We start from the raw sequence: 25,377 nt of genomic DNA on the forward strand, positions 1-25,377 counted from the left end.
GGGGGTCGGGTGCGCCCGGCTGAGGACACGGCTGAGCCCGCCGGCGGGCGACCGTCGGCCACCGGGGAGGGGCCGCGACCCCGCCGGTCCGGTTCCGCGCCGGAGACCGGGGAGGGTCCGGCGTCACGCCGGTCCGCGCCCGCGACCGGGGAGCGGCCGCGGCGGTCCGCGTCCGTGCTGGTGGTCGGGCTGGTCGTGACCGCGGGGGTGCTGGCGCTGGTGGCGATGGCGAGCGTGGCGCTCGGGGCGCGGTCGGTGCCGTTCTCGACGGTGATCGACGCGCTGCTCGCCCCGGACGGCTCCAGCGACCACGTCGTCATCCGCGAGCTGCGCATCCCGCGCACGCTGCTCGGCATCGGCGTCGGCGCGACGCTGGGCCTGGCGGGAGCGCTCATCCAGAGCCTGACCCGCAACCCGCTGGCCGACCCCGGGCTGCTCGGCATCAACGAGGGCGCCGCGCTCGGCGTCACGCTGGCGCTCGCCGTGTTCGGCCTCTCCGACCCCGCCGTGTACGTCTGGTTCGCCTTCGGCGGCGCCGCGGTGGCCTCCGTCGTCGTCTACGCGCTGGCCGCGGCCGGCCGCTCCGGCGCCGGCCCGGTGCGCCTGGCGCTGGCCGGGGTCGCGCTCGGCATGGTGTTCACGGCCGTCGCCTCGGCGATCCTGCGCATGGACGCGCAGACCTTCGACCGGATGCGGTTCTGGCTGACCGGCTCGCTGGCCGGGCAGAGCGCGGACACGCTGGTGCGGCTGGCGCCGTTCATGGTGGCGGGGCTGGCGCTCGGGCTGACGCTGGCCAGGCCGCTCAACATGCTCTCGCTCGGCGACGACGCCGGTCGCTCGCTGGGCGTCGCGGTCGGCAGGACGCGCGTCCTCACCGGCGTGGCCGTCACGCTGCTGTGCGGGGCCGCGACCGCCGCCGCCGGGCCGCTGTGGTTCGTCGGGCTGGTCGTGCCGCACGCCGTGCGCGCGCTGGTCGGCGGCGACCAGCGGTGGGTGCTGCCGTACTCGGCGCTGGCCGCGCCGGTGCTGGTGCTGGGCGCCGACGTCGTCGGGCGGCTGGTCGCGCGTCCCGGAGAGGTGCAGGTGGGCATCGTGTGGGCGGTGATCGGCGCGCCGATCTTCATCCTGCTGGCCCGGCGCAGGCGGGTGGCGGCGCTGTGACCGTACGTCTCGGCCCCTGGTCCGTACGGCTCGCGCCCCGGTCCCTGCTCGTCTGCGCCGCCCTCGTGGCGGTCGGCTGCGGGGTGGGCGTGGCGGCCATCGCCACCGGCGAGTTCACCGTCTCCGTGCCCGACATCCTGGACGCCCTGTTCGGCCAGGGCACGCCGGTCGCCGAGCTGATCGTGAGCAAGCTGCGGGCCCCGCGCGTGGTCACCGGGCTGCTGGTGGGGGCGGCGTTCGGGGCGGGCGGCGCGATCTTCCAGAGCCTGACCAAGAACCCGCTGGGCAGCCCCGACTTCATCGGCTTCACCGCCGGCGCCTCGACCGGCGGCATCCTCGCCGTCGTCGCGGGCGGCTCGGCCATGACGATCGCGGGCGGCGCGCTGGCCGGTTGCGTGGTCACCGCCGTCCTGGTCTACGCGCTGGCCTTCCGGCGCGGCGTGCAGGGCTACCGGCTGGTGCTGGTCGGCATCGGCGCCAACACGCTGCTGCTGGCGGTCAACAACTACCTGCTGACCAGGGCCAACATCAACGACGCGGCCACCGCGGGCGCGTGGCTGACCGGCAGCCTCGGCGGGCGCGGGTGGGACCACGCGATCCCGGTCGCGGTGGCGCTGGCCGTCCTGCTGCCGGTGTGCGCGCTGGTGGCGCGGCCGATGCGGATGATCGAGATGGGCGACGACGCGGCCAGGGCCATGGGCGTCAAGGTCGAGGCCGTACGGGCCGCGGCCGTCACCGCCGGGGTGCTGCTGACCGGCGTGGCCACCGCGGCGGCCGGGCCCGTCGTCTTCGTCGCGCTGGCCGCGCCGCAGATCGCCCGCCGGCTGACCCGCTCCCCCGGCGTCACGATGGGCGCCTCGGCGCTCACGGGCGCGGTGCTGCTGACCGCCTCCGACCTGGTCGCCCAGCGGCTGCTCGCCCCGACCCAGCTTCCCGTCGGGGTGGTCACCGCCGCCGTCGGCGGCACGTACCTCGCCCTGCTGCTGCGAAAGGACCGCCACTGATGGCTGCGTCGCCCGGGACCCCCCGCCTGACCGGAACCGGCCTCACCCTCGCCTACGACCAGCGCGTCGTGGCCACCGAGCTCAGCGTGGCCATCCCGGACGAGTCCTTCACCGTGATCATCGGCCCGAACGCGTGCGGCAAGTCCACGCTGCTGCGCGCGCTGGCCAGGATGCTCAGGCCCAGGAAGGGAGCCGTGCACCTGGACGGCAGCCTGATCACCGCGCTGCCGTCGAAGGAGGTGGCGCGGCGGCTGGGCCTGCTGCCGCAGAGCTCGATCGTGCCCGACGGGATCAGCGTGGCCGACCTGGTGGCCCGCGGCCGGTACCCGCACCAGCGGCTCATGCGCCAGTGGTCAAGGGCCGACGAGGCGGCCGTGGCCGAGGCCATGCGCGCGACCGACGTCGCCGGGCTGGCCGACCGGATCGTGGACGAGCTGTCCGGCGGGCAGCGGCAGCGGGTGTGGCTGGCCATGGCGCTGGCCCAGGAGACGCCGATCCTGCTGCTGGACGAGCCCACCACGTTCCTGGACATCTCCCACCAGATCGAGGTACTCGACCTCTGCGCCGACCTGCACGAGGCCGGCCGGACCATGGTCGCCGTGCTGCACGACCTCAACCAGGCGTGCCGGTACGCCACCCACCTGATCGTCATGCGGGCCGGCGAGGTCGTGGCCGAGGGCGTGCCGGCCGAGATCGTCACGCCCGAGCTGGTCCACCGGGTGTTCGACCTGCGGTGCGAGATCATCCAGGACCCGCAGTCGGGCACGCCGATGATCGTGCCCGAGGCGCGACGGCGGGCGCCCGCCTCCGCCCGAGCCTGACCCTGCCTCTGCCCCTGACCCGCCTGACCCGCCTGACCTGCCTGACCCGCCTGAGCCGACGCGGGCTAGACCGGGCGGGCGAGGGCGGCGGCCAGGGCCGTGATGCCCGCAGCGGCGCGCTCGCGGCCGTACTCCTCGCGCAGCACCCCGGCCGCCTCCGCGCCCATCGCGGCCAGCAGGGTGTGGGCGAGCACGTCGGCGTCGGCGCCGGGCCGGGCCTCGGCCAGCAGGATCGCGACGTGGCGGTGCCAGAAGCGGTAGGCGCCGATGCGGTAGCGGGCCCCCGGGCTGGCCGTCTCGGACATCCGCACCAGGTCGAGGTGGGCGTAGAGGTAGTCGAGGTAGGCGGCCGTGAAGGCGGTCAGGCGCTCGGCGGCCGGCGCGCCGGGGCCGACCGGCGGCGGCCCGGACAGCACGCGCTCCTGCAGGTCGCGCTCGCGGGCGTCCAGCAGCGCCACCGCCAGGCCCGACTTGTCGCCGAACCTGCGGAACAGCGTGCCCTTGCCGACGCCCGCCTCGGCGGCGACCGCGTCCATCGACACGGCCTCGACGCCCTTCTCGGCGAACAGCCGCGCGGCGGCCGCGAGCACCTTCTCCCTGTTGCGCGCCGCGTCCGCGCGCTCTTTGACCGGTTTGCCGGTCAGCAGCTCCAGCGGCTCGCTTGACGAACCGGACTGCGGTCCGTTAGGTTCCTGGCCGTTCACACATCCGGACTCTAGTCCATTTCGCCGGGAGGCCACAATGACGATCACCCGCGAGGAGCTGCACGCCCGTCTGGGCAGCGTGACCGTGCTCGACACGCTCGGCGGCTCCTACTACGCCCAGCAGCACCTGCCCGGGGCCGTCGCCCTGGTGGAGAGCGAGGTCGCCGAGCGCGCCGCCGAGCTGCTGCCCGACAAGGACGCCACCATCGTCACCTACTGCTCCAACCCCGCCTGCGGCAACAGCAAGGCCGTGGCCAACCGGCTGACCGCGCTCGGCTACACCGACGTGCGCCGGTACGTCGAGGGCATCGAGGACTGGGTCGGGGCCGGCCTGCCGGTCGAGTCGTCCCTGTGACCGGTGCCGCTCAGCGGACGCCGCAGCGGCGCACCGCGAGCAGCGCCAGCGCGCGGGTGACCTCGCGCAGCTCGGCCAGCTCGACCTGCTCCCTGGGCGCGTGCGCGAACCGGACGTCCCCCGGGCCGTAGTGCAGGGTCGGGACGCCACCGGCCGCGTACAGGCGCAGGTCGCTCCCGTACGGCGCGGCGGCCTCGGCCGGACGGCGGCCCGCGACGTCGGCGACGGCCTCGTTGACCGCGCCGAGCAGTTCGTGCCCGGCGGGCAGCCGGCCGCTGGCGAACTGGCCGCCCGGCCAGGTCACCGTGGGCGGGTTGGCCCGCAGCCACGGGTGTCCGGTCGAGGCGACGGCCTCCTCGAAGGCCGCCCGCGCCGCGGCCGGGTCCTCGTCCAGCCGCACGCCGAGACGTCCCTCGGCGACCAGCAGGTCGGGCACGGTGCTCGCCCAGTCGCCCGCCCGCACGGTGCCGACCTCGATCGGGTACGGCATCGGGTTGTCGCCGAAGAGCTCCGGCACGTCCCGGTTGCGGTCGGCCTCCAGACGCCTGATCGCCTCGAACACCGGCCAGAAGACCTCGATCGCGTTGACGCCCTCGTACCGCGTGGCGCCGTGCGCGGCGCGGCCGGCGATCTCCAGCCGGAAGGTCTGCGCGCCGGCGTTGGCGGTGATGACCGCGCCGCTGGTGGGCTCGGTGATCACCGCGGCCTCCGCCGTGTGGCCCCTGGCCAGGGTGGCGAACGCGCCGAGGCCGCCGTCCTCCTCGCTGATCACGCAGTGCACCGCGAGCGGCCTGGCCAGGCGCACCCCCGCCCGCCTCAACGCCCGGACGACGGCCAGGTTGGCCACCAGGCCGGCCTTCATGTCGCAGGCGCCCCTGCCGTGCAGCACGTCGCCGGTGATCCGGGCGGCGAACGGGTCGCTGCCCGCCCACTTGGCCAGGTCGCCGGTCGGGACGACGTCGACGTGGCCCTGGAGGGCCAGCGCCGGCACGCCCTCGCCCTCGGTCACGGCGACGACGCCGTAACCCTCCTGCCTGGGGGCCTCGGTGCCGGGGAAGCCGGCGCGCGCGGTGAGGTCGGCGAGGTCGAGTTTCCAGACGTCCACGTCCAGGCCGGCCTCGGTGAGCAGGCGGGCGAAGCGGTGCTGGAGGTCGGACTCGGCGTCGGTGCCCGTGACGCTCGGGACGCGCACCGTCTCGGCCAGCAGGCCGACGGTCTCCGCCTCGTCGATGGCGTTCAGGACCCTGGCTTCCACGTCGCGCATGGAGCACACTTTCTCACGCCGTGAACGCCTTTCACGACATATGGCAATACAGGACGTGCGTACCTGGATGAGCTGGATCGCGGTGACGCCGTTCGCCCTCTGGGCGGCGGTGCGGCTGAGCGGGTTCGAGCCGGACTGGCCGTGGGTGCCGGTGGTCGCGTTCACGCCGCACGCGGCGGCAGGGGCGGCGCTGGGCCTGGCACTCGCCGGGCTGCTGCGGCGGTGGGCGGCGGGGGCGGTCGCGCTGGTCACGGTGCTGGCGCTGGGCGTCACGGTGCTGCCCCGCGCGGTGCCCGACCCCGCGCCGGCCGCCCGTGGCGCGGCGCTGCGCGTGCTGGCCGCCAACCTGCTGGTGGGGACGGCCGACGCGACGGAGCTGACCGGGCAGGTCAGGTCGCTGCGGCCGGACGTGCTGACGTTGCAGGAGTTCACGCCCCTCGCCGAGCGGCGGCTGGAGGCGGCGGGGCTGCGCGAGCTGCTGCCGTACGCGGTGACGCGGCCCGCCGAGGGGGCGGGCGGCTCGGCCGTGTACGCCCGCCACCCCCTCACCGCCGGCGAGCTGATCAAGGCGGGCGGGTTCGGCCAGGCCACGGCCGTGCTGAAACATCCCGGCGGGGCCCGGGTGGAGATCGTCTCGGTGCATCCGTGCGCCCCCAAGCGGTTGGGCAGGCAACCGTGCTGGCTGGCCGGGCTGGAACGCCTGCCACGCGGCGACGGACGGCTGCGCGTGCTGGCCGGCGACTTCAACGCCACCCTCGACCACCTCCCGCTGCGCGAGCTGCTGGCCGCCGGCTACCGCGACGCGGCCGACGCCATGGGCCGGGGCCTGTCCACGACGTGGGGCGGGTGGGGGCCGCTGCCCGGCGTGACGATCGACCACGTGCTGGCGGCCGACCGCATGGCGGTGCGGGACTTCCGGGTGCTCGCGCCGGTCGGCAGCGACCACCGCCCGGTGTACGCCGAGCTCCTGCTGCCCTGACCCCGCTCTCGTGCCCCGGCGCCGGGGCAGGGCGGGACCTGGGACGATCGCGGGATTCCGGAGCTGCGGCGGCTCGTAAACTGTGACCCGTGGAAGCGCCCAAGTTCGAGATTCAGATGCTGCACGACCGAGTGATGATCCGGCTGGAGCAGGAGGCCGAGGAGCGGCGCAGCGGCTCCGGCATCGTCATCCCCGCGACGGTCAAGATGGCCAACCGGCTGGCGTGGGGCGAGGTCTGCGGCGTCGGCACGAACGTGCGCGCGGTCAAGGTCGGCGACAAGGTGCTGTTCAACCCGGAAGACCAGTTCGAGGTCGAGGTGCACGCGCGGGTCTACCTCGTCATGCGCGAGCGCGACCTGCACGCGGTGGCCACCCAGGAGACCGACCACGGCACGGGCCTGTACCTATGACACGGGGGTCCTGGCGAAGTTGAGCCACAGCTCGGCGGCCCAGGTGGCGGCGGGCACGTCCGCGAGCACCCGCGTCGTCCGGCCGGTCAGGTCGAGCACCGCCAGGCGGCGGCTCCTCCCGGCCGTCGTGACGGCGATCAGGTGGGTGTCGTCCCACCAGCCGAACAGGGCCTCCGGCCTGACGGCCACGCGCTGGGCGATCGTGCCGGTGGCCAGGTCGATCAGGCACACCTGCTCCTTGAACCGCGAGGGGCACCACGTCGTCAGGCGTTTGCCCGAGGGCGCGTAGGAGTCCTCGGGGCCGGTCGGCAGGCCCACGTCCGCGTACGTGCGCAGCACCGCGCCGTCCGTGGGGCGGTAGACGCGCAGGCCGGCGCCGTACATGCTGACGAGGTTGCCGTCGGGGCTCCACCAGAAGCCGGCCCGCCGGGCGAGGCCCGCGACGCGGACCGTGCTCGCGGTGCCCGCGCGCACGTCCACCACCGTGAAGCCGAGCACCCGCCAGGTCCCGCCGCTCTTCTGCTCGACGGTGAGCGCGACCTTCCTGCCGTCCCTGGACCAGGAGGCGTAGGCGGCCGTCATGGGCTTCTTGACGGTACGGATCCGCGCGGTCTTGCCGGTGGCCCGGTCGGTGACGACCACGGAGTCGTAGCCCGCCCGGTACGACGACGGCACCCCGGCCGTCAGGCGGCCGTCGGGCGAGACCGCCACCTCCGACAGCCCCTTCTGCCGGGTGAAGGCGTCGCCGGTGGCGGCGCGCAGGTACGTGCGCCCGGTGCCGAGGCCGTACGCGCTGAGCCGGACCGGGTCGCCCGATTTCTCGTGATATTTCATGCCGCCGGTTTCCGGCAACGTCAGGTCCGCCCGAGCGGCGGCCGGGGCGAGGAACGTCAGCGACAGCGCGACGGCGAGGTGAGCGAGCACGCCCGCAGAATAGGCAGGGAAAGGCGGCGATTCCGGGAACGATAACGACCCGGTCTGAAAGCCCCTCCGGAACTAGACGAAACGCTGGGCGATCTCCAGCAGGTCGATGCCGAGCGTCAGCATGCCGAAGTAGACGATCACCGCGGCGGCGGCCACGGTCACCAGCAGCACGAGGATGCGCACCGTCCAGCCCTGCCGCTTGTACCACTGCGTCCAGGCGTGCAGCGTCTGCTTGCCGAACTCCAGCACCCGGTGGGCCCAGTGGAACTCGGTGGCCAGCACCGCCAGCCCGGCGAACACCACCAGCCAGCCGGGCCCGGGGAACGGCACCATGATCAGGCCGCCGATCACCATCACAGCGCCGATGACGCCGACCACGATCTTCAGCGTGAGCGCGCCCGCGCGGGTGGACCGTACGCCGTCGAGCCACCCCTTCAGACCGCTGCGGCGGGCGGGCATGGCGGACTGTTCGGCGGCCTCGTCCTTCATCACGTCGGCGTCGCCCGTCTCGGAGTTCTGGATCGGCACGTCTCCCCCGTGTCGTCGGCTGCCTCTCAGGATACGGCTCACATCGACAGGAACACTTGCAGACCACTAGCAGGTCGCCAAACAGGACGAAGAGTAAAATTTCCCGCCAGAAGGGAGGGGATTCCGGCAACTATCGGTTAATGTCTGCTATGCCCGAGGTCATCCTTCGCACCGTCACCGGCCCCATCCGCGCGGCAGCGGTGAACGGCGCCGTACTCCCCCACGAGCACCTGCGCAACGACATGCGCTGGGCGGTCGGCATCGACTCCGACCCCCACCGCTGGCTCGACGAGGAGACCACTGTCACCGCGGAGCTCCGCGAGCTGCGCCAGTCCGACGAGCTCAACCTGGTGGTCGAGCTGACCTGTCTCGGCATGGGCCGCGACGCCGCCGCCCTGGCCCGCATCGCGGCGGGCAGCCGGGTGCCGGTGATCGCCTCGACCGGCTTCTTCGCCCAGCCGTTCACCGACGTCGGCGACGACGACGTCGAGCAGCTCACCCGGCGCCTGATGACCGAGATCTCCAGCGGCGTGGACGGCACGGGCGTCTTCCCCGGCGTGATCGGCGAGGTCGGCAGCTGGGGCGCCGAGCCCACCGCCCGCGAGGAGCGCTGCCTGCGCGCCGCCGCCCGCGCCTCCCGCCAGTCGCGCCTGCCCGTCGCCACCCACGGCCAGAACGCCCTGGCGCTGCTGGAGATCCTGCTCGGCGAGAACCTGCCCGGCTCCCGCGTGGCCGCCGCCTACTCCGGCGACCTGGGCGGCGCCCGCAAGATCGCCGAGGCGGGCGCGTACGTCAGCCTCAGCGTCCTGGCGCTCGGCCCCGACCAGGCGGCCAGGATCGCACTCGGCCTCATCGAGGACGGCCACGCCGACCGCCTGCTCCTCAGCACCGGCCTCAGCCGCGTGGCCCAGGTCCAGCGGTACGGCGGCTGCGGCTACGCCCACCTGTTCCACAGCCTGCTCCCCCGCCTGCGGGAGGCCGGCACCGGCGAGGACGTCATCCGCCTGATCACCCACGACAACCCCTTGCGCTGGCTGACCGACGGCATGCGCTAACCCACCCCACCTGCGCCCGACGGAACGCACCGACCCGGACCGGTACCACCGCACCAGCAGACCGACCGAACCCCGGCCGCGCCCCCGCACCGGCAGGCCGACCGGGTGTGCTGAGCCTGACCGGCAAGCAGTCGCTCGTCGAGGAGCATGCGTGCCCGGGGGGGCTGATCGGGGCCCCTTCGTCAAGATCGTTTCGGGGCGGCCGGGTCGGCGGTGATCGGACCGTGCCGCCCAGAACTCGCTAGGATCGGGGCGACACGAGCCTGGCCGGGTGGGGGATGGTGAGCGAGCACACGCAACGCGGCGGGCGCCTGCGCAGGCCGTTCGCGGCGCTGTCGCGCCTGAGCCGGGTGGGTGACATCCCGGTCGTCGTCATGCTGGCCTGGGCCGGGTGGCTGGCCGTCCCGTGGTCGTTCAGCGGTCTCGCGCAGGCCAGGGCCGCGGCAGCGGCGGCCGCCGCCGACACCGAGCCGCCGCCCTCCTCCCACGCCTCCGACACCGCCCCACCGCCGTCCGCGCTCGGCCCGCACACCGCGTCGCCGTCCCCGCTCGGCGCGCACAGCACGCCGCCGTCCCCGCACGGCCTGCACACCGCGTCGCCGTCCGCGTTCGCGTCCCACGCCTCGACGCCGTCCGCTGTCGTCACGGGTGTGCCTGGTGCTGGGGGCGGGGCGCTGTGCGGTCCGGGGGCTGGGGATGCGGCTTCCGGGCGGGGGGCGTGGCCGGTGGGTGCGGCCTGGGGGATCCCGGCGCCCGCGGTCGCCCACCCCGCCGCCACCGTTCGTCCCGCCCGCCCCACCGCCGCCACCGACGCCTTCGCGACCACCACCCCGCACACGCCGGACGCCGCCCCGCATGCGGTGGGGGGCGTGGCCGGGCAGGGCACTGGGTTCGGAGGGTCGGGGGGTGCCCTTGGTGCGGCTGAGGTGGTGGCGGCCGAGCGGGCGCGGATCGCCGGGGAGGTGCACGACGCCGCCGGGCACGGCCTGGCCGCCATCGCGATGCAGGCCGGGCTCGCGCTCGTCGCCCTCGACGACGACCCCGAGCAGGTACGGGCCTCGCTGCGGGCGATCAGGGAGACCAGCACCACCGCCCTGGCCCACCTGCGCGCCGCGCTCGACGGCATCGACCCCCCGGCCGCCGACCTCCCCGGTCTCGTCGCGGGCGTACGCGCCGCGGGCCTGCCGGTCGACGTCGAGCCCGCCGATCCCGCCGTGCCCGCCCACCTCAGGGACGCCGTCTACCGGGTGGTCCGCGAGTCCCTCACGAACGTGCTCCGGCACGCCGGCCCGACCAGGGCCTCGGTACGCGTGGCCGACGGCCCGTGCGGGTTCGTCCTGGAGGTGGCCGACCGCGGCGCGGGCTGGACCGGCGCCGCCGAGGGGCGCGGGCTGGCCGGGATGCGCGCCCACGTCACCGAGGCGGGCGGCCGGCTCACCGCCGGACCCCGCGAGGGCGGCGGCTTCCAGGTGACCGCCCGCTTCCCCCGGTACGAAGCATGACCACCCCCACCCCAGGCCCCCACCCCCCAGGCCCCCACCACACAGGCCCGGACGCACACACCTCCGGCTCAGGCTCGCTCCCGCCAGGCCCTGACCCGCACGCCCCCGGTCCAGCCCCCTTCCAGACAGGCCCGGACATGCACGCCCCCGGCACAGCCCGGCCCGGGACGGCCGCCCTGCCCCCCGCAGACGCCGGGGAGCGCCCGATCAGGGTGGCGGTCGCCGATGATCAGGCCGTCGTGCGGATGGGGCTGCGGGCGTTGCTGGACCGGGAGCCCGGCATGGAGTGCGTGGGCGAGGCGGCCGACGGCGCGGCGGCGCTCGACCTGATCCGCCGTACCCGTCCCGACGTGCTGCTGCTCGACATCCGCATGCCCGGCACCGACGGCCTGTCCGCGTTGCGCGCCGTGGCCGCCGATCCCACGCTGGCCGGCACCCGGGTCGTCGTGGTGACCACGTTCGCCGTCGACGAGTACGTCTTCGCCGCCCTCCAGGCCGGGGCGAGCGGGTTCGTGCTCAAGGACAGCGCGCCCGACGAGCTGGTCAACGCCGTGCGCGTGGTGGCGGCGGGCGAGGCGCTGCTGTCGCCGTCCATCACCAGGAAGGTCATCGGCCTGTTCGGCCGCGGCGGCGCCGAGCCCGTCGAGGGCCTGGGCACGCTCACCCCGCGCGAGCGCGAGCTGGTGGCGTGGGTGGCGACGGGCCGGTCCAACGACGAGATCGCCAGGGAGCTGGTGATCAGCCCCGACACTGTGCGCACGCACGTCAGCCGGGCCATGGTCAAGCTGCGCGCCCGCGACCGGGCCCAGCTCGTGGTGTTCGCCATGCGGGCCGGGCTCGCGCCGCCCGTCTGAGCCGGCCCCGCGCCCCCGGAGCCGGACCGGGCTTGCGGTCTACCGCAGGAAGCCCTCGTAGTTGCGCTGCTGGAGCTGGGCCTCGATCTGCTTGACCGTGTCCAGCCCGACGCCGACCATGATGAGCACGCTGGTCCCGCCGAACGGGAAGTTCTGCTGGGTGCCGGGGTCGCGCAGGATCGCGAACGCCACCAGCGGCAGCAGCGCCAGCACGCCGAGGTAGAGGGCTCCGGGCGCGGTCAGCCGCGACAGCACGTACGCCAGGTAGCGGGCCGTCGGCGCGCCCGGCCGGATCCCCGGGACGAACCCCCCGAACCGCCGCATGTTGTCGGCCACCTCGACGGGATTGAAGGTGATCGCGACGTAGAAGTAGGCGAAGGAGACGATCAGCAGCACGTACACGCTCATGTAGAGCGGATGGGTTCCGGCGGTCAGGTTGCGCGAGACCCAGGCGCCCGCCTCCGCGCCGAGCAGCGGCGCGGCCAGCGTCGGCACGTAGAGCAGCGACGAGGTGAAGATCACCGGCACGATCCCCGCCTGGTTCACCTTGAGCGGGATGTACGTGCTGCTCCCCCCGTACATGCGCCGCCCCACCATGCGCTTGGCGTACTGGACGGGCACCCGCCGCTGGGCCTGCTCGACGAACACCACCGCCGCCACCAGGCACAGCCCGGCCGCCAGCATCACCGCGAACCCGAACGGCGTGAGCACGAAGATCTTCGCCATGTACCCCGGGAACACCGCCACGACCTGCGTGAACATCAGGATCGACATGCCGTTGCCGATCCCCCGGTCGGTGATCAGCTCGCCCATCCACATGACCACGCAGGTGCCCGCGACCATCGTCGCCACGATCACCGTCACCGCGAGCAGCCCCTGGTCGCGCAGCAGCGGACGGGCGCAGCCGGGCAGCAGGTTCCCCGACCGGGCCAGGGTGACGACGGTGGTGGCGTTCAGGACGGCGAGGCCGACGGTCAGGTAACGGGTGTACTGGGTGATCCGCGCCTGCCCGTTGGACCCCTCCTTCCTGAGCGTGTCGAGCCGCGGCACCACGACGGCGGACAGCTGCAGGATGATGCTGGCCGTGATGTAGGGCATGACGCCCAGCGCGAACACCGAGAGCTGGAGCATCGCGCCGCCGCTGAGCATCTGCATCATGTCGAAGACGCCGCCGCTCGCCGAGCCCACGCACTGCCGCACGGCCACGACGTCCACGCCGGGGGCGGGCATGATCTGGCCGAGGCGGAACAGCACGATCAGCCCCAACGTGAACAGCAGTTTCCTGCGCAGCTCCGGCACCCGGAACGCTCTGGCGAAGACGGTCAGCATGAGCAGGAAGTCTGTCCGCGGGCGCGCCGGACGTCGTCCGCCCAGGCGAGGCACCCGCGTACGCAGATCCGCGTAGGTTGGGCGCATGACGACGGTGTGGGTGATCAGCGGGCCGCCGGGGGCGGGCAAGTCCACGGTGGCGGCCGAGCTGCTGGCCCGCCTGTCGCCGGTGCCGGCCCTGCTGGACAAGGACACCGTCTACGGCGACCTGGTGGCGGAGGTCCTGCGGGCCCACGGCCGCGACCAGGGCGAGCGCGAGGGCCCCTGGTACGACCGGCACGTCAAGCACCACGAGTACACCGGCCTGACCAGGATCGCCGCGCAGATCCGCGGCCACGGCTGCCCGGTGCTGCTCGACGGCCCGTTCACCGCGCAGGTGCACGACGCGGGGCGGTGGGCGCGGTGGGTGGCGGAGCTGGGCGGCCCGCCCGTGCGCCTGTTGTGGGTGCGTTCGGACGGGCCGACGCTGCGCGCCCGGCTGGAGGCGCGCGGCCTGGCCAGGGACGCGGGCAAGCTGGCGGCCTTCGCCGACTACCTGCGGAACATCCGGGTGGACGAGCCGCCCGTCGTCCCGCACCTGGAGATCGACAACCGGCGGGGCGCACCGCCGGTCGGCGACCAGCTCACGGCGGCGGGCACACCGCCGCGAACAGCTCACGGCGGCGGGTACACCGCCGCGAACACGGCCGGCAGCCGGGGGACGAGCCGGGTGAACCGCCCCTCCTCGTAGGAGGCGCCCGGCTCGTTGCTGAGCTGCTGGGACACGGGCCCGGCGATCAGGCTCGCGGCCAGGGCCAGCCCCTCCTCGCCCGCGGCGTCGGGATGCAGCTCGCCGCGCTCGACGGCGGCCCTGATCAGCTCGGCGAAGTGCTCGTGGACGGCAAGCGCGGGCGCGTACGCCTCGGGCGATGGCGCGAACCCCGGCACCGGCCGCCAGAACATCAGCTGGGCCAGCACCTGGTTCTCCATGATCCACCGCGCTCCGGCCTCCAGGGACGGCCCCATGGCCGCCAGCCCCGGCTCGTGCGGCTCGGCCCCCCGCCGCACGGCCTCCAGGTAGCCCTCCTGCCCGCGCCTGAACAGGGCGTCGTAGACCGCGTGCCGGGACGGGAAGTACTTGTACAGCGACGGCGGCTGGATGCCGAGCCGCCTGGCCACGGTCGCCAGGCTCAGCCCCGCGACGCCCTCCTCCGCCATCACGTCGAGGGCGATGCCGAGGATCTCGGCCTGCGTCTCGGCTCGCCGTCGTGCTCGCCGGTCGGGAATGTCTGCCACATGTATTAGCTTAGGCTATAGGTAGTAGCCAAAGCTATGGGGGTGTGACACGTGTCGCGCGACATCGAGCTGATCGGCCTGCGGCAGAACAATCTCAAGGACGTCTCGCTACGGCTGCCCAAGGAGCGGCTGACGGTGTTCACCGGCGTGTCGGGGTCGGGCAAGTCCTCGATCGTGTTCGGCACCATCGCCACGGAGTCGCAGCGGCAGCTCAACGAGACCTTCAGCGCGTTCGTCAGGAACCGGCTGCCCAAGCACGAGCGGCCGCGCGCCGAGCGCATGTCCGGCCTGACCGCCGCCGTGATCGTGGACCAGAAGCCGGTCGGCGGCGGCGCCCGCTCGACCGTGGGCACGATGACCGAGGTGCACGCGATCCTGCGGGTGCTGTTCTCGCGGCGCGGCGAGCCGTCGGCGGGGCCCGCGACGGCGTACTCGTTCAACGACCCGCAGGGCATGTGCCCGGTCTGCGATGGTCTGGGGAAGAAGGTGGAGGCCGACGTCGGCAAGCTGCTCGACGAGGACCTCTCGCTGAACGAGGGCGCGATCCGCATGGCGCCGCCCGGGTCGTACGTGTGGCAGCTCTACGCCAGGTCGGGGCTGTTCGACCCGGACAAGCCGCTGCGCGACTTCACGGCGCAGGAGCGCGACCTGCTGCTGTACGGCGGCGGCTTCAAGGTCAGCCGGGGCGAGTACACCAACACCTACGAGGGGCTGGTCACCCGGTTCGAGCGGGTCCACCTCAAGCGCGACCTCGACCAGCTCGACAAGGCGGCGGCGCCGTACGTGCGGCAGGCCACGTGCCCGGAGTGCGGCGGCCGGCGGCTCAACGCGGCCGCGCTGGCCTCGCGCATCGACGGCCTGTCCATCGCCGACCACTGCGCGATGGAGGTGACCGACCTCATCGGCGTGCTGGAGGGCCTGGGCGACCCGGTGGCGGAGGCGGCGGTGGAGTCGTTGCGCCGGATCGACGCCATCGGCCTCGGCTACCTCAGCCTCGACCGCGGGACGCCGACGTTGTCGGGCGGCGAGGCGCAGCGGCTCAAGACCGTGCGGAACCTGGGCAGCAGCCTCACCGGCATGACGTACATCTTCGACGAGCCCAGCGTGGGGCTGCACCCGCGCGACGTCCACCGGCTCGGCGACCTGCTGGTCGAGCTGCGCGACAAGGGCAACACGGTGCTGGTCGTCGAGCACGACCGCGACCTGATCGAGCTGGCCGACCACGTGGTGGACATGGGGCCGGGCGCGGGCACGCGGGGCGGCCGGGTGGTGTTCGAGGGCACGGTGGCGGCGCTGACGTCCGGCGGCACGCTGACCGGCCGCATGCTGCGGCGGGTCACCGGGCTCAAGGACGCCGTGCGCGCCCCGGCCGGCTGGCTGACCGTCGAGGGCGCGAACGCCCACAACCTCAAGGACGTCACCGTACGCGTGCCGCTCGGCGTGCTCACCGCGGTCACCGGCGTGGCCGGGTCGGGCAAGAGCACGCTGATGCGCCAGGAACTGGTCGCCCGGCATCCGCACGTGGTGCTCATCGACCAGTCGGCCATCGGCGGCTCGCCGCGCTCGACCCCGGCGACGTACCTCGACGCCATGGACCCGCTGCGCAGGCTGTTCGCCCGGGCGAACGGGGTGCGGCCGGGCATGTTCAGCTTCAACTCGGCGGGGGCGTGCCCGGTGTGCAAGGGGCGCGGCGAGATCAGGACGGACCTGGCGTTCATGGACCCGGTGACCCGGGTGTGCGACGCGTGCGGGGGCAGCCGGTACAGCGAGCAGGCGCTGTCGTACACGGTGGAGGGCCGCACGATCGCGGACGTGCTGGCGATGACGGCCGAGGAGGCCGCCGGCCTGTTCGACCTGCCGGGCATCGGCGGGCTCGGCGCGCTGGGGCTCGGCTACCTGACGCTCGGGCAGCCGCTCAGCACGCTGTCCGGCGGGGAGCGGCAGCGGCTCAAGCTGGCGCACCGGATGCGCGAGCGCGGCCAGGTGTACGTCTTCGACGAGCCGACGACCGGGCTGCACATGGCCGACGTGGACACGCTGCTGGCCCTGCTCGACCGGCTGGTGGACGGCGGCGACACGGTCATCGTCGTCGAGCACGACCTCGACGTGGTCAAGCACGCCGACTGGGTCATCGACCTCGGCCCCGAGGCGGGCCGGCACGGCGGCGAGGTCATCTTCGAGGGCACCCCGGCCCAACTGACCGAAGCATCCACCTATACCGCGAAATATCTGGTCAAGTCACTCGATAGTCGTCGTCCCGGACGTCCAGCACGGCCATGTGACCGGGAAGATGACCGATCGCGTACTCCACGCCGCTCGCCATGACCGCCGCCTGCGGCGTCACCCCGCAGGCCCAGAACAGCGGCACGTCCCCCGGCCGCAGCTCCACCGGTTCACCGAAGTCGGGACGCCCCAGGTCGAGCACGCCGATCGCGGCCGGGTCGCCCACGTGCACGGGCGCGCCGTGCACCCGCGGATACCTGCCGCTCACCTCGACGGCCTTTGGCACCAGCTCCTCCGGGACGGGCCGCATCGAGACGACCAGCGGCCCCGACAGCGAGGCGGTGGACTCGCACGGCACGTTCGTGCGGTACATCGGCACGTTCCTGCCCTGCTCCAGGTGCCGTACCGGGACGCCGGCGGCCAGCAGCGCCGCCTCGAAGGTGAAGCTGCAGCCGATGAGGAACGGCACGAGGTCGGCCCGCCACTGCCCGGTCACCTCGTCCAGGTCGGCCAAGGGCTCGCCGTCGCGGTAGAGGCGGTAGCCGGGCAGGTCGGTACGCAGGTCGCCGCGGAACAGGGCGGTCGACCAGGCGCCCGGCTCGCCCACGTCCAGCACGGGGCAGGCCTGGGGGTTTCGGTGGGCGAACAGCAGCAGCTCGTACCGCAGGGCGGCGGGCACGGCGATCAGGTTGGCCTGCGTCCAGCCGCGGCACCAGCCCGCGGTGGGCACCCGTTCGCCGACGCGGAAGCGGGCCCGCGCCTGGGCGGGGGTCAAGGTGGCGACGTCCACCTCTCGACACTATGGCGACCAGCCCACGGGGTCCACAAAGCAACCCACCACGTACCCCCACACCCCCACCACACGAGCACTCCACACCAGCCGCACCCCCAGACCACCGCACCACAGCGAGCACCGGACCACAGCGAGCACCGGACCACAGCGAGCACCGCACCCCCGACCACAGCGAGCACTCCACACCGCCTGCACCACCCCACCCCCATCACGATCCGGTCCGGGGCCGCACCCCACCCGCGTGTGCGGCTATAGCGGGGTTTTCCGGGTAGCGGGCCGGTTGTGCGATTAGACGTCAACCTCCTCGACTACCTGCTCATCGCGGTCTACTTCGCCACCGTGCTCGCCATCGGGATCGCCGCCCGCCGCCGGATCAGCTCCAGCCTCGACTTCTTCCTCGCGGGCCGCGGACTGCCCGCCTGGATCACCGGGCTGGCGTTCGTGTCGGCCAACCTGGGCGCGATCGAGATCCTCGGCATGGCGGCCAACGGCGCCCAGTACGGCGCGATGACCGTGCACTACTACTGGATCGGCGCCGTCCCCGCGATGGTGTTCCTCGGCATCGTGATGATGCCCTTCTACTACCGCTCGAAGGTGCGCAGCGTCCCGGAGTTCCTGCGCAGGCGCTTCAACGGCGCCACCCAGCTGCTGAACGCGCTCATGTTCGCGGTCGCGCAGATCCTCATCGCCGGGGTGAACCTGTACGCGCTGGCCCTGGTCATGGAGGCCCTGCTGGGCTGGCCGCTGCCGGTGTCGGTGGTGGTCTCGGCGCTGATCGTGCTCTCCTACATCACGCTCGGCGGCCTGTCCTCGGCCATCTACAACGAGGTGCTGCAGTTCTTCGTGATCCTCGCCGGGCTGATCCCGCTGACCGTGCTCGGCCTGGTCAAGGTCGGCGGCGTGGCCGGGCTGTTCGACAAGGTACGGCAGAGCGCGCTCGGCGAGGGCGGCCTGCACACCTGGGCCGGGACCGACGGCTCCAACCCGATGCAGGCCCACTGGATCGGGATCGTCTTCGGGCTGGGCTTCGTGCTCTCCTTCGGCTACTGGACGACGAACTTCGCCGAGGTGCAGCGCGCCCTGTCGGCCAGGAACACCAACGCGGCCCGCATGACGCCGATCATCGCCGCCTTCCCCAAGCTGTTGATCCCGCTGGTCACGGTGCTGCCGGGGATGATCGCGCTGGTGCTCTTCGGCGACCTGGGCAAGGGCCGGGACTACAACGACGCGATCCCCCTGCTCATGCGCGACCTGCTGCCGAACGGCGTGCTCGGCGTCGCGGTGACCGGGCTGCTGGCCTCGTTCATGGCGGGGATGGCGGCCAACATCAGCGGCTTCAACACGGTGTTCACCAACGACATCTGGCAGGCGCACGTACGGCCCGACCGGCCGGACCGCCACTACCTGAACGTCGGGCGCGTCGCCACCGTCGCCGGCGTGGCGCTCGGCGTGGGCACGGCGTTCATCGCGGCCGGCTACTCCAACATCATGAACTACCTTCAGGCGCTGTTCAGCTTCTTCAACGCGCCGCTGTTCGCGACGTTCGTCGTCGGGCTGTTCTGGCGGCGGATGACGCCGTGGGCCGGCTTCTGGGGGCTGCTGGCGGGGACGCTGAGCGCCTTCGCGTCGTACTTCGCCTACAAGGCCGGCGTGGTGGACTTCGGCACCGAGCTGAACGCCAGCTTCTGGGGCGCGGGCATCGCCTTCGCCGTGGACGTGCTGGTGTCGGTGATCGTCACGCTCGTCACCACGCCCAAGCCGGAGCGGGAGCTGCGCGGCCTGGTGTACGGCCTGAGCGCCGCGGACCTGGAGGACGACGCCCTCGCCGGCGACACACGCTGGTACCGCTCGCCGGTGCTGCTCGGCACCGGCGCCGTGATCCTGGCCGCCCTGTTGTACGGAGTGATCCTGTGAGCGACATCCGGATGGTGATCGGCGGGCTGTTCCTGCTGTACGGCGTGATCCTCGTCGTGGCCGGCCTGCTGGGGGACGCGGTGAACCTGTGGACGGGCCTGCCGATGGCCGTCTTCGGCGCCGCCTTCGTCCTGTGGGCCCGCCTCCGCCCCCTCAAGCCCTGACCGCACCGCATTCGCCGTACCCGCGGGGCCCGCAGGCCGTACGCCCGGCCTGCGGGCTCCCCATCCGTCCGGAGGGCTGCGCGTCCGTTCAGTACTCGACCTCGAAGGTGTGGGGGCCGAGGCCGTACCCGTCGCCCCGCGGGACGACGTACCCCCGGCCCGCGAGGACGGCCAGGCTGTCGCGCACCTCGTCGTCCTCCAGGCCGGTCGCCCGGATCACCGCCTCCAGGCCGGCCACGCCGCCGGACCCGACCACCTGCGAGGCCACCGCCTCGTAGACGTGGATGTCGACGTCCGACAGCTCCTGCACGTCATGCCCCTCGGACATCAACGTTGCCTCGCCCCCTCCCTCAGCCTGGCCGGATCGACCTCGCGGTCGGGGAACCTGCGAAGGTATTCCGCCTCTAGCTCATGGGTACGGGAAGTGTGACGTGCCAGAGCATCGTCTGATCCATGGAAGAATGTGTCACTACGAGTGGCATGGAGTTGCCGCAGCTCGCGTACCACATCCTCGTCGCTGAGCTGGGCCGGATCTATTCCCATCGTCGTCATGGGTTCCCCCTACCCCAGACACCCCCGACAATATCTGTCACAATTCCTGACATATAGCCATTGTTTGGGAGCGATTCGTCGCCTTACCTTCCCGGTATGGACCTCGAGCTCAGGCACCTCAGGATCGTCCGCGCGGTAGCGGACGCGGGAAGTGTGAGCAAGGCCGCGTCCCTGCTCGGGCTGGCACAGCCGGCCCTCACCGCCCAGCTCAAACGGATCGAGAGGGTGCTCGGCGGCGCCCTGTTCGAACGTGACCGCCACGGGGCGCGCCCCACGCGGCTCGGCGAGTTGGTGCTCGCCCGGGCGCGCGTGCTGCTCCCCGCGGCCAAGGAATTGCAGGACGAGGCCGTACGATTCGCCCACACTCCCTCCCCCGGCTTCCGCATCGGCGCCACCAACGGCCCGATACTCGGCGGCCTGGTCGACCGGCTGGCCGCGGAGCGCACGGTCACCACGTTCACGTCGTGGTCAACGCACGAGCTGATCAACATGGTCGAGCTCGGCCGCCTCGACTACGTGCTGACCGGCGCCTGCGGCGACTCCGGCACCCCCACAGGAACGCTCCTGTGGGAGACGATCAGCGTCGACCCGGTCTTCGCCCTCGTCGGCGAGGACCATCCGCTCGCCAAGGAGAAGGAGGTGGAGCTGGCCGACCTGGCCGGCGAACAATGGGCCGTCACCCCCGGCGACGGCTGCTTCGCCGACTGCTTCGCCATGGCGTGCGCCCGAGCCGGCTTCACCCCCGGAACGATCTACGAGACGGACGTCCCGACCTGCACCCACCTCGCCCAGGTGGGCCGCGCCGTGGTGCTCTGCCAGGCGACCCACCAGGCCCTGCCGGGCCTGGCCATGGTCCCGCTCTCCGGCGCGCCCCTGCGCTGGCGGCAGCTCCTCGGCCGCCATCCCACCGCCCCCGACGCCACCTGGGTGGTCGCCCAGGCCAAACAGGCACACACCGAGGCCGTACGCCGCAGTCCGGTCTACTCCGATTGGCTCGTACGCAACCCGGCGTACGGCACCGCGCCATAACACCCTGATAGGAGTGAAGTAATAACTCCTCGCCCCCTGGGCCCGCCGTTACCGTGACGGCACCCCCAGCGGCGGGAGACAACCCAGCTCCACCCGCCGGCGCTGATCGCGAACGCGGTCGGCGCATCAGCCATGTCCGGCCCCCACCGCCACCACCATCCGGGGGCCCCACCCCACCCTGACCCGCCACCCGCCTCCAGGCAAGGTGCCATGCCACCTCGAACCCCAAGGTGCTATGCCACCTCGTACTCCCACCCGGGCCGCCACTCGAACGGCGCGTCCACCAGGTCCTCCAGCGGAGTGCCGTCCAGCAGGTGCTGCAACGCCCACCGATTGGCCGAATGGGACACCACCAGCACCGTGGCCCCCTGCCACTCCTCCCGCAGATCGTCGAGGAACGCCGCCGTCGCCGCCACGACCTGCCGATAGCTCTGGCCGCCCGGCCACGGCGTGTCGATGTGCCGCCGCCGCAGGGCCGCGACCTCGCTCACCGGCCGCCCGTTGTAACGGCCGTAGTCGCACTCCCTGAGCCGCGCGTCGAGCCTGACCTCCTTCCCACCCCCAAACGCCACCTCCACCGTCTCGACCGCCCGCCGCAGATCCGAGCAGTGGACGACGTCCACCCCCCGCCTCCGCACCCCGAGCTCGGCGGCCAGCTCCCGCCCCCGCTCGGACAACTCTCCAGGCAGCCACCCGGTGGCGACACCGACCTCGTTGTCCACAGTGATGGAGTGCGTCTCGTACACCACCTTGATCGCCATATCGGCACCGTACCTCTGCCCCCAACCCCTCCCATTCCGCCCACAGCAAACACAACCCCCAACCGAGACCCGAATATGATCGACACGACCCCACCAACCTTGCCCGGCATGGAATGATGTCCGCGGGACCCCGTCCCCATCCGGCCGTGCGGCACTCCCGGATCCGATGCTCTAGCCTTGACATGCGCGAGCCTCACCAAGATCCACCTGCCACACACCGCATGTCACAACTGAATCCAGGGGCGGTAGCTCAGCCGGTCAGAGCATCGGACTCATAATCCGTGGGTCGTGGGTTCAAGTCCCACCCGCCCTACTCACGCTCCTAGGGCTTGACCTGGGACGTCCTTGATCCCACAAAATCCGTGGGTCGGCGAGATTCCAGGTGGGAGACCGAAGGGAGACCGTCAGTTTCGGACGCCTCCCCCACAGCGACCGCGCGCGGCACCAGAGAGATCGTGGCCTCGGCCGCCGAATGCGCCAACTCCGGCAGCACGGTCGTGTACAGGTCCGAAGTGATCGACAGCGACGAGTGCCGCAGCATTGCACTCGTCGTCTTCATGTCGTTCCCGGCCGCCAGCGACAGCGTGGCCGCGCCGTGGCGGAGGTCATGCAGCCGGATCGGCGGCAGGCCGGCGGCAAAGACGATCCGCTCGAAGTGCTCGCTGACCCAGTCCGGTTTCACTTCGGCGCCGTCCTCGCGGGTGAAGATACGGCCGGTGTCGGTCCACGCCTCGCCCCACTCCAGGCGTTCAGCGAGCTGCCGCTTGCGGTGCGCGCGCAGCACAGCGGCCGTGCCCGTGTCGAGAGCGACCACCCCATCTGACGACTCTGTCTTCGGGGCACCCTCCTCCACCGCCTGTCGGTGCATGGTGAGCTGCGTGGCCACGGCCAGCACTCCATCGTCGAGATCGAGGTCCACCCATCGGGCACCGCACGCTTCACCGCGGCGCAGGCCCCGGAACGCGATCAGGTGGTACAGCCCGTACAGCCGGTCGTTAGCGGCGGCGTCAAGGAACGCTCCCAGCTGCGCTGGCGTCCACACCATCACCGGCGACGGCCGCGGCGTGGCCAACCACACCTTGAACGCCTCCAATGGCTTCTTCGGCTGAACTGGCGCGGCTCGCTCCTCGGCGAGCCGCTGCTGGTATGCGACGGTGAACGCTTCTACGCGTGCCCGTGTCCACACCACACCCTTCGCTTTCTGCCCGCTATCCAGCTTCACGAGCTTCGCCGCGTTGAACGACACGAGGTGCTCCCGATGTGCAGCCGACAGAACCGTGCGGATTGTGGCAAGGATGCGCTGCTTGGTGACCGGGCCCGTCGGCCGCAGGCCGCGCACCGACGCGCGCACCGCCGGATCGGCAGACGTTTGAGCGGCGGCCAGCGCGGCGTTCTTTTCATCGATGCGAGCGAACACCGCCTCGACGACCGGGGCGAACAGACGGTCCAAGCGGACAGCGTCAAGGACCTCGCCGAAGTGCACGTCGTGGTGAGAGACGTAGCTCATGAGGGTCGACTTGCGAATGTCTTTGAGCCGCTGCCGGCGGGCTACCCATGTCGCCCAATAGTCGCCGAACTTCATCGCCTGGAGCGGCTGGCCGGCTCGGAACTTACGATGCAGGTCCTCGTAATCTGGAAGGGGTGCCTGCTTCTTGTGGGCTGCGCGGATCATCTCCAGGATTTCCATCCGCGCCTGGTGACCGTCCGGGCCGGCGTCCGGGATATCGAGCAGACGGCTGGCCTGTTGATAACGCTCGATGAGGTCGGCCTCCGTGTCGAACCCGCCGAGGCGCAGATAGATGCGCTTCCCGTCCGGCCCCGCTGGCACCTCCTCCTTGCCGTACCATCTGCCGTGGTTCGGGTTCCATGACCCGTTCGCGCGGCGCAGCTTCGGGCACCTGGCGCCCAGCTCGCGGCCATCCTCTCGGCACTTACAGCGTTTGAACCCGTTCCCGGTCATTGCTCGGCTGGCCTCCCTCTCCGTGGTATCTGGATCTTCCGGAACGCCTCGTTGACGTCCTCCACGCTCACCATGAGGGACGCCGCCAGATCCTCTCTGGAATCACCCTCCTTCCACACGAGACCGATCTTGGCTGCCAGGGAGTGCAGCGACTCCAGCGGCGTCTTCGCCTCGCGCAGGGCAATCTTGCGGAGGCGGCGCTCTATCGCCTCCACCACGTGCTTCGTCGGCTCCTTCTCGCCTCGGAGGTAGCCGTCGACCACGGCGATCGCGTCGTCGAGAATCTCCGCTTCGAGCAGGTCGGCGATACGCGACTCGATCGCGTGCACCGCACCCTTGGGGTGCAGGTTCGGCAGTCTGGTCTCGAAGAGGTAGAGCAGCTGTAGAAGCGCCTCCAGTTGCCTCGTGGACCTCCCCACCTCCATCACCGGACTGTTCGGGTTGTCGTGGGCGCCCAGCTGTGCCACGGCGTTACGCAGCACGAGGTAGCCGGCCGCGACGTTCTTCCACAGCTTCAGGTCGCGCCACGCAGCCACGTTGCCCTGGATCACCTCGGCCGGCATGCGCGGCGCACGGTACTTGATGTAAGCGTCGCGGTCCTCGTCGTTACCGAGCCGGTGAAGGAGCCGACGCCAGTCCAGGAGGAATTCGGAGAGCTGCTCATCGATCTCGAGCCCGTCGCCGATGAGCCGGCTTGCTGTCTCGTTCAGTTCGTGCCCTTCGGCTGCCTCGCGCGGCAGGGGAAGCTCTTGTAGGGGCACGTTGAACACGGCGGACATGGCGATCATCTCGGCCACGCTGATGGAGCGACGAGGGACTCCGGGCTTCGGATTCACGATCTTCGAGATGGCGGACTGGTGCGTAGGGCACCCGGCCTTCGTCATCTCCTGCGCCATCCGGTCTTGTGACCAGCCTCGACGGCGCATCTCCCACGCGAGCCGCAGCGCGACGTTCTCCTCGCTCATGGCATTCGCCTGGGAGGGCAACTCGCCGCCCGCCTGAGCGACTGATGGCCTGGCGTCACGCTCGAACTCGCTGGCATCCACTTGTCATCCCTCATCGTCATCCGTATCGGATTGAAGATTACCCGTGGATTTATTTGCGAGTCCAGGCTACGACATGCCATCCTGAAGTAGATCGGATTTCATCCGATACGGATGTTCGTGTCTGACACCGTTCGACAGGCATCTGATGGTTGAGAGGTCTCTCCCCTTACGGAAGGCATGCCAGATGGCAAAGACCAAGGCCCTGACCACTGAACAGCTCCTCGCGCTTCCCGCCGCCGTTGACCTGGTCACCGCAGGTCTTGCTTGGGGACTCGGTCGTACTACCGCACACGAACTGGCCCGCAGGGGTGAGTTCCCATGCGCTGTGAGGCGGGTCGGTAACCAGTACCGCGTCCCCAAGGCGGATCTCCTGCGCAGCCTCGGTCTCCACCCCGCACCTCAGGCGAGCGAGCAAGTCCCGGCCGCTTCCTGATCACGACAATGTCGCGCTGGCTGGGCAACCAGAGCGACCAGGCAGAGACATGGAACCAGACATATGACCACGTCAGCGCTATCTCCGCCCAGATATGAGAGCGGCGTCCCGGCCATCACCCCGGAACGCCGCCCCAACGTTGAAACGCCCCTCAGCGTCAACGACAACACCACCACCAAGGTACCTCTTGCAGGGGTCGCCGTCATCGCGGTCTCGTACCCGCCGGCATCCCGCCGCACCAGGTGGCTGAGCGTTGTCGAACGCTGCTTCTACTGCCGCGGCGCCCACGTGCACCGCGGCAGCACAGAAGGGCCCGCCATCGGGCCGCGCAAAGCAG

At 72.0% G+C, this 25,377-nt stretch carries 27 protein-coding genes and 1 tRNA gene; 16 read left to right on the top strand and 12 right to left on the bottom strand.

What is annotated here, in order from left to right:
- The first annotated feature begins 174 nt into the window (after positions 1 to 174).
- From ACIBQ8_RS49800 to ACIBQ8_RS49810, 3 genes are read left to right on the top strand one after another with little or no spacing between them, the layout of a single operon-like run.
- Positions 175 to 1,161, top strand: a complete 987-nt coding sequence (locus ACIBQ8_RS49800; protein ID WP_397170963.1) for a FecCD family ABC transporter permease — start codon at positions 175 to 177, stop codon at positions 1,159 to 1,161.
- Entirely contained in the window at positions 1,158 to 2,165 is a 1,008-nt protein-coding gene (locus ACIBQ8_RS49805) for a FecCD family ABC transporter permease (protein ID WP_397170961.1), read from the top strand. The genes ACIBQ8_RS49800 and ACIBQ8_RS49805 overlap by 4 nt, the downstream gene beginning before the upstream one ends.
- Positions 2,165 to 2,986, top strand: coding sequence for an ABC transporter ATP-binding protein (locus ACIBQ8_RS49810; RefSeq protein ID WP_397195722.1), 822 nt, complete (start codon positions 2,165 to 2,167; stop codon positions 2,984 to 2,986). Before ACIBQ8_RS49805 ends, ACIBQ8_RS49810 begins: the two co-directional genes overlap by 1 nt.
- A gap of 65 nt (positions 2,987 to 3,051) precedes the next feature.
- Here the strand turns inward: ACIBQ8_RS49810 and ACIBQ8_RS49815 are convergent, their stop codons facing one another.
- Positions 3,052 to 3,690 carry a TetR/AcrR family transcriptional regulator gene (locus ACIBQ8_RS49815; protein ID WP_397170957.1) on the bottom strand — a complete coding sequence of 213 codons (639 nt, stop codon included), beginning with the start codon at positions 3,688 to 3,690 and terminating at the stop codon, positions 3,052 to 3,054.
- A gap of 37 nt (positions 3,691 to 3,727) precedes the next feature.
- Between ACIBQ8_RS49815 and ACIBQ8_RS49820 the strand changes: the two genes are divergently transcribed.
- Positions 3,728 to 4,045, top strand: a complete 318-nt coding sequence (locus tag ACIBQ8_RS49820) for a rhodanese-like domain-containing protein (RefSeq protein WP_352323684.1) — start codon at positions 3,728 to 3,730, stop codon at positions 4,043 to 4,045.
- A gap of 10 nt (positions 4,046 to 4,055) precedes the next feature.
- On the opposite strand, the gene ACIBQ8_RS49825 is transcribed toward ACIBQ8_RS49820, so the two are convergent.
- Complete coding sequence (locus ACIBQ8_RS49825; RefSeq protein ID WP_397195723.1) at positions 4,056 to 5,309, bottom strand: ArgE/DapE family deacylase; 1,254 nt, start codon at positions 5,307 to 5,309, stop codon at positions 4,056 to 4,058.
- Positions 5,310 to 5,364: 55 nt separating this feature from the next.
- Here ACIBQ8_RS49825 and ACIBQ8_RS49830 point away from each other — a divergent pair, with 55 nt between their 5' ends.
- Positions 5,365 to 6,288 (top strand): endonuclease/exonuclease/phosphatase family protein, encoded by a 924-nt coding sequence (locus ACIBQ8_RS49830; protein ID WP_397195724.1) that lies wholly within the window; start codon positions 5,365 to 5,367, stop codon positions 6,286 to 6,288.
- 89 nt (positions 6,289 to 6,377) lie between these two features.
- Complete coding sequence (locus tag ACIBQ8_RS49835; protein WP_352327236.1) at positions 6,378 to 6,698, top strand: co-chaperone GroES; 321 nt, start codon at positions 6,378 to 6,380, stop codon at positions 6,696 to 6,698.
- Here ACIBQ8_RS49835 and ACIBQ8_RS49840 read toward each other — a convergent pair.
- Positions 6,693 to 7,622, bottom strand: a complete 930-nt coding sequence (locus ACIBQ8_RS49840; protein ID WP_397170953.1) for a hypothetical protein — start codon at positions 7,620 to 7,622, stop codon at positions 6,693 to 6,695. The two genes, ACIBQ8_RS49835 and ACIBQ8_RS49840, sit on opposite strands and share 6 nt — an antisense overlap.
- A gap of 72 nt (positions 7,623 to 7,694) precedes the next feature.
- Complete coding sequence (locus ACIBQ8_RS49845; RefSeq protein WP_397195725.1) at positions 7,695 to 8,150, bottom strand: TIGR02611 family protein; 456 nt, start codon at positions 8,148 to 8,150, stop codon at positions 7,695 to 7,697.
- A 149-nt stretch (positions 8,151 to 8,299) separates the two neighbouring features.
- Here ACIBQ8_RS49845 and ACIBQ8_RS49850 point away from each other — a divergent pair, with 149 nt between their 5' ends.
- From ACIBQ8_RS49850 to ACIBQ8_RS49860, 3 genes are all read left to right on the top strand, one after another.
- Positions 8,300 to 9,205, top strand: a complete 906-nt coding sequence (locus ACIBQ8_RS49850) for a phosphotriesterase (RefSeq protein WP_397195726.1) — start codon at positions 8,300 to 8,302, stop codon at positions 9,203 to 9,205.
- A gap of 278 nt (positions 9,206 to 9,483) precedes the next feature.
- On the top strand, positions 9,484 to 10,707 hold the full coding sequence (locus ACIBQ8_RS49855; protein WP_397195727.1) for a sensor histidine kinase: 1,224 nt from the start codon (positions 9,484 to 9,486) through the stop codon (positions 10,705 to 10,707).
- Positions 10,708 to 10,844: 137 nt separating this feature from the next.
- Positions 10,845 to 11,561 carry a response regulator gene (locus ACIBQ8_RS49860; RefSeq protein ID WP_397195728.1) on the top strand — a complete coding sequence of 239 codons (717 nt, stop codon included), beginning with the start codon at positions 10,845 to 10,847 and terminating at the stop codon, positions 11,559 to 11,561.
- Positions 11,562 to 11,600: 39 nt separating this feature from the next.
- Here the strand turns inward: ACIBQ8_RS49860 and secY are convergent, their stop codons facing one another.
- Complete coding sequence (gene secY / locus ACIBQ8_RS49865; protein WP_397195729.1) at positions 11,601 to 12,890, bottom strand: preprotein translocase subunit SecY; 1,290 nt, start codon at positions 12,888 to 12,890, stop codon at positions 11,601 to 11,603.
- An 85-nt stretch (positions 12,891 to 12,975) separates the two neighbouring features.
- Here secY and ACIBQ8_RS49870 point away from each other — a divergent pair, with 85 nt between their 5' ends.
- The gene (locus ACIBQ8_RS49870) at positions 12,976 to 13,620 is read left to right on the top strand and encodes an AAA family ATPase (RefSeq protein WP_397195730.1); all 645 of its coding nucleotides are present in this window, start codon (positions 12,976 to 12,978) and stop codon (positions 13,618 to 13,620) included.
- On the opposite strand, the gene ACIBQ8_RS49875 is transcribed toward ACIBQ8_RS49870, so the two are convergent.
- Positions 13,545 to 14,165: a TetR/AcrR family transcriptional regulator gene (locus ACIBQ8_RS49875; protein ID WP_357987058.1), complete on the bottom strand. Its 621-nt coding sequence runs from the start codon at positions 14,163 to 14,165 to the stop codon at positions 13,545 to 13,547. The genes ACIBQ8_RS49870 and ACIBQ8_RS49875 overlap by 76 nt on opposite strands.
- Positions 14,166 to 14,216: 51 nt before the next feature.
- On the opposite strand from ACIBQ8_RS49875, the gene ACIBQ8_RS49880 reads away from it, so the two are divergent.
- On the top strand, positions 14,217 to 16,490 hold the full coding sequence (locus ACIBQ8_RS49880) for an excinuclease ABC subunit UvrA (RefSeq protein ID WP_397195731.1): 2,274 nt from the start codon (positions 14,217 to 14,219) through the stop codon (positions 16,488 to 16,490).
- Here ACIBQ8_RS49880 and ACIBQ8_RS49885 read toward each other — a convergent pair.
- Positions 16,399 to 17,178 carry a putative hydro-lyase gene (locus ACIBQ8_RS49885; protein WP_397195732.1) on the bottom strand — a complete coding sequence of 260 codons (780 nt, stop codon included), beginning with the start codon at positions 17,176 to 17,178 and terminating at the stop codon, positions 16,399 to 16,401. The genes ACIBQ8_RS49880 and ACIBQ8_RS49885 overlap by 92 nt on opposite strands.
- A gap of 285 nt (positions 17,179 to 17,463) precedes the next feature.
- Here ACIBQ8_RS49885 and ACIBQ8_RS49890 point away from each other — a divergent pair, with 285 nt between their 5' ends.
- Positions 17,464 to 19,095, top strand: coding sequence for a sodium:solute symporter family protein (locus ACIBQ8_RS49890; protein WP_397170941.1), 1,632 nt, complete (start codon positions 17,464 to 17,466; stop codon positions 19,093 to 19,095).
- A complete protein-coding gene (locus tag ACIBQ8_RS49895; protein ID WP_352353608.1) occupies positions 19,092 to 19,259 on the top strand; it encodes a hypothetical protein in 168 nt (55 codons plus the stop codon). The genes ACIBQ8_RS49890 and ACIBQ8_RS49895 overlap by 4 nt, the downstream gene beginning before the upstream one ends.
- 88 nt (positions 19,260 to 19,347) lie before the next feature.
- On the opposite strand, the gene ACIBQ8_RS49900 is transcribed toward ACIBQ8_RS49895, so the two are convergent.
- Both ACIBQ8_RS49900 and ACIBQ8_RS49905 read right to left on the bottom strand, forming a co-directional pair.
- Positions 19,348 to 19,587 carry a hypothetical protein gene (locus tag ACIBQ8_RS49900; RefSeq protein WP_397170940.1) on the bottom strand — a complete coding sequence of 80 codons (240 nt, stop codon included), beginning with the start codon at positions 19,585 to 19,587 and terminating at the stop codon, positions 19,348 to 19,350.
- On the bottom strand, positions 19,587 to 19,811 hold the full coding sequence (locus tag ACIBQ8_RS49905; protein ID WP_397195733.1) for a DUF6158 family protein: 225 nt from the start codon (positions 19,809 to 19,811) through the stop codon (positions 19,587 to 19,589). Before ACIBQ8_RS49905 ends, ACIBQ8_RS49900 begins: the two co-directional genes overlap by 1 nt.
- Positions 19,812 to 19,907: 96 nt before the next feature.
- Here ACIBQ8_RS49905 and ACIBQ8_RS49910 point away from each other — a divergent pair, with 96 nt between their 5' ends.
- The gene (locus ACIBQ8_RS49910) at positions 19,908 to 20,840 is read left to right on the top strand and encodes a LysR family transcriptional regulator (RefSeq protein WP_352353612.1); all 933 of its coding nucleotides are present in this window, start codon (positions 19,908 to 19,910) and stop codon (positions 20,838 to 20,840) included.
- Positions 20,841 to 21,073: 233 nt separating this feature from the next.
- Here ACIBQ8_RS49910 and ACIBQ8_RS49915 read toward each other — a convergent pair whose 3' ends face one another.
- Positions 21,074 to 21,601, bottom strand: coding sequence for a histidine phosphatase family protein (locus ACIBQ8_RS49915; protein ID WP_397195734.1), 528 nt, complete (start codon positions 21,599 to 21,601; stop codon positions 21,074 to 21,076).
- Between the two features lie 239 nt (positions 21,602 to 21,840).
- On the opposite strand from ACIBQ8_RS49915, the gene ACIBQ8_RS49920 reads away from it, so the two are divergent.
- Positions 21,841 to 21,914 (top strand) — tRNA-Ile (locus ACIBQ8_RS49920).
- A gap of 9 nt (positions 21,915 to 21,923) precedes the next feature.
- Here the strand turns inward: ACIBQ8_RS49920 and ACIBQ8_RS49925 are convergent.
- Positions 21,924 to 23,429 carry a tyrosine-type recombinase/integrase gene (locus ACIBQ8_RS49925; RefSeq protein ID WP_397195735.1) on the bottom strand — a complete coding sequence of 502 codons (1,506 nt, stop codon included), beginning with the start codon at positions 23,427 to 23,429 and terminating at the stop codon, positions 21,924 to 21,926.
- Between the two features lie 128 nt (positions 23,430 to 23,557).
- Positions 23,558 to 24,607, bottom strand: coding sequence for a helix-turn-helix domain-containing protein (locus ACIBQ8_RS49930; protein ID WP_397195736.1), 1,050 nt, complete (start codon positions 24,605 to 24,607; stop codon positions 23,558 to 23,560).
- A 184-nt stretch (positions 24,608 to 24,791) separates the two neighbouring features.
- On the opposite strand from ACIBQ8_RS49930, the gene ACIBQ8_RS49935 reads away from it, so the two are divergent.
- Positions 24,792 to 25,040 (top strand): helix-turn-helix domain-containing protein, encoded by a 249-nt coding sequence (locus tag ACIBQ8_RS49935; RefSeq protein ID WP_397195737.1) that lies wholly within the window; start codon positions 24,792 to 24,794, stop codon positions 25,038 to 25,040.
- Positions 25,041 to 25,377: the final 337 nt, after the last annotated feature.

Source organism: Nonomuraea sp. NPDC049646 (assembly GCF_044465525.1).
Classification (GTDB): Bacteria; Actinomycetota; Actinomycetes; order Streptosporangiales; family Streptosporangiaceae; genus Nonomuraea.

Excerpts from the sequence above, each read along its gene's own strand:
- ACIBQ8_RS49935 (WP_397195737.1), top strand. The coding sequence starts at position 24,792 with ATGGCAAAGACCAAGGCCCTGACCACTGAACAGCTCCTCGCGCTTCCC.
- ACIBQ8_RS49850 (WP_397195726.1), top strand. The coding sequence starts at position 8,300 with ATGCCCGAGGTCATCCTTCGCACCGTCACCGGCCCCATCCGCGCGGCA.
- ACIBQ8_RS49820 (WP_352323684.1), top strand. The coding sequence starts at position 3,728 with ATGACGATCACCCGCGAGGAGCTGCACGCCCGTCTGGGCAGCGTGACC.
- secY (WP_397195729.1), bottom strand. The coding sequence starts at position 12,890 with ATGCTGACCGTCTTCGCCAGAGCGTTCCGGGTGCCGGAGCTGCGCAGG.
- ACIBQ8_RS49810 (WP_397195722.1), top strand. The coding sequence starts at position 2,165 with ATGGCTGCGTCGCCCGGGACCCCCCGCCTGACCGGAACCGGCCTCACC.
- ACIBQ8_RS49900 (WP_397170940.1), bottom strand. The coding sequence starts at position 19,587 with ATGTCCGAGGGGCATGACGTGCAGGAGCTGTCGGACGTCGACATCCAC.
- ACIBQ8_RS49855 (WP_397195727.1), top strand. The coding sequence starts at position 9,484 with ATGGTGAGCGAGCACACGCAACGCGGCGGGCGCCTGCGCAGGCCGTTC.
- ACIBQ8_RS49825 (WP_397195723.1), bottom strand. The coding sequence starts at position 5,309 with ATGCGCGACGTGGAAGCCAGGGTCCTGAACGCCATCGACGAGGCGGAG.
- ACIBQ8_RS49915 (WP_397195734.1), bottom strand. The coding sequence starts at position 21,601 with ATGGCGATCAAGGTGGTGTACGAGACGCACTCCATCACTGTGGACAAC.
- ACIBQ8_RS49910 (WP_352353612.1), top strand. The coding sequence starts at position 19,908 with ATGGACCTCGAGCTCAGGCACCTCAGGATCGTCCGCGCGGTAGCGGAC.
- ACIBQ8_RS49860 (WP_397195728.1), top strand. The coding sequence starts at position 10,845 with ATGCACGCCCCCGGCACAGCCCGGCCCGGGACGGCCGCCCTGCCCCCC.
- ACIBQ8_RS49905 (WP_397195733.1), bottom strand. The coding sequence starts at position 19,811 with ATGACGACGATGGGAATAGATCCGGCCCAGCTCAGCGACGAGGATGTG.
- ACIBQ8_RS49870 (WP_397195730.1), top strand. The coding sequence starts at position 12,976 with ATGACGACGGTGTGGGTGATCAGCGGGCCGCCGGGGGCGGGCAAGTCC.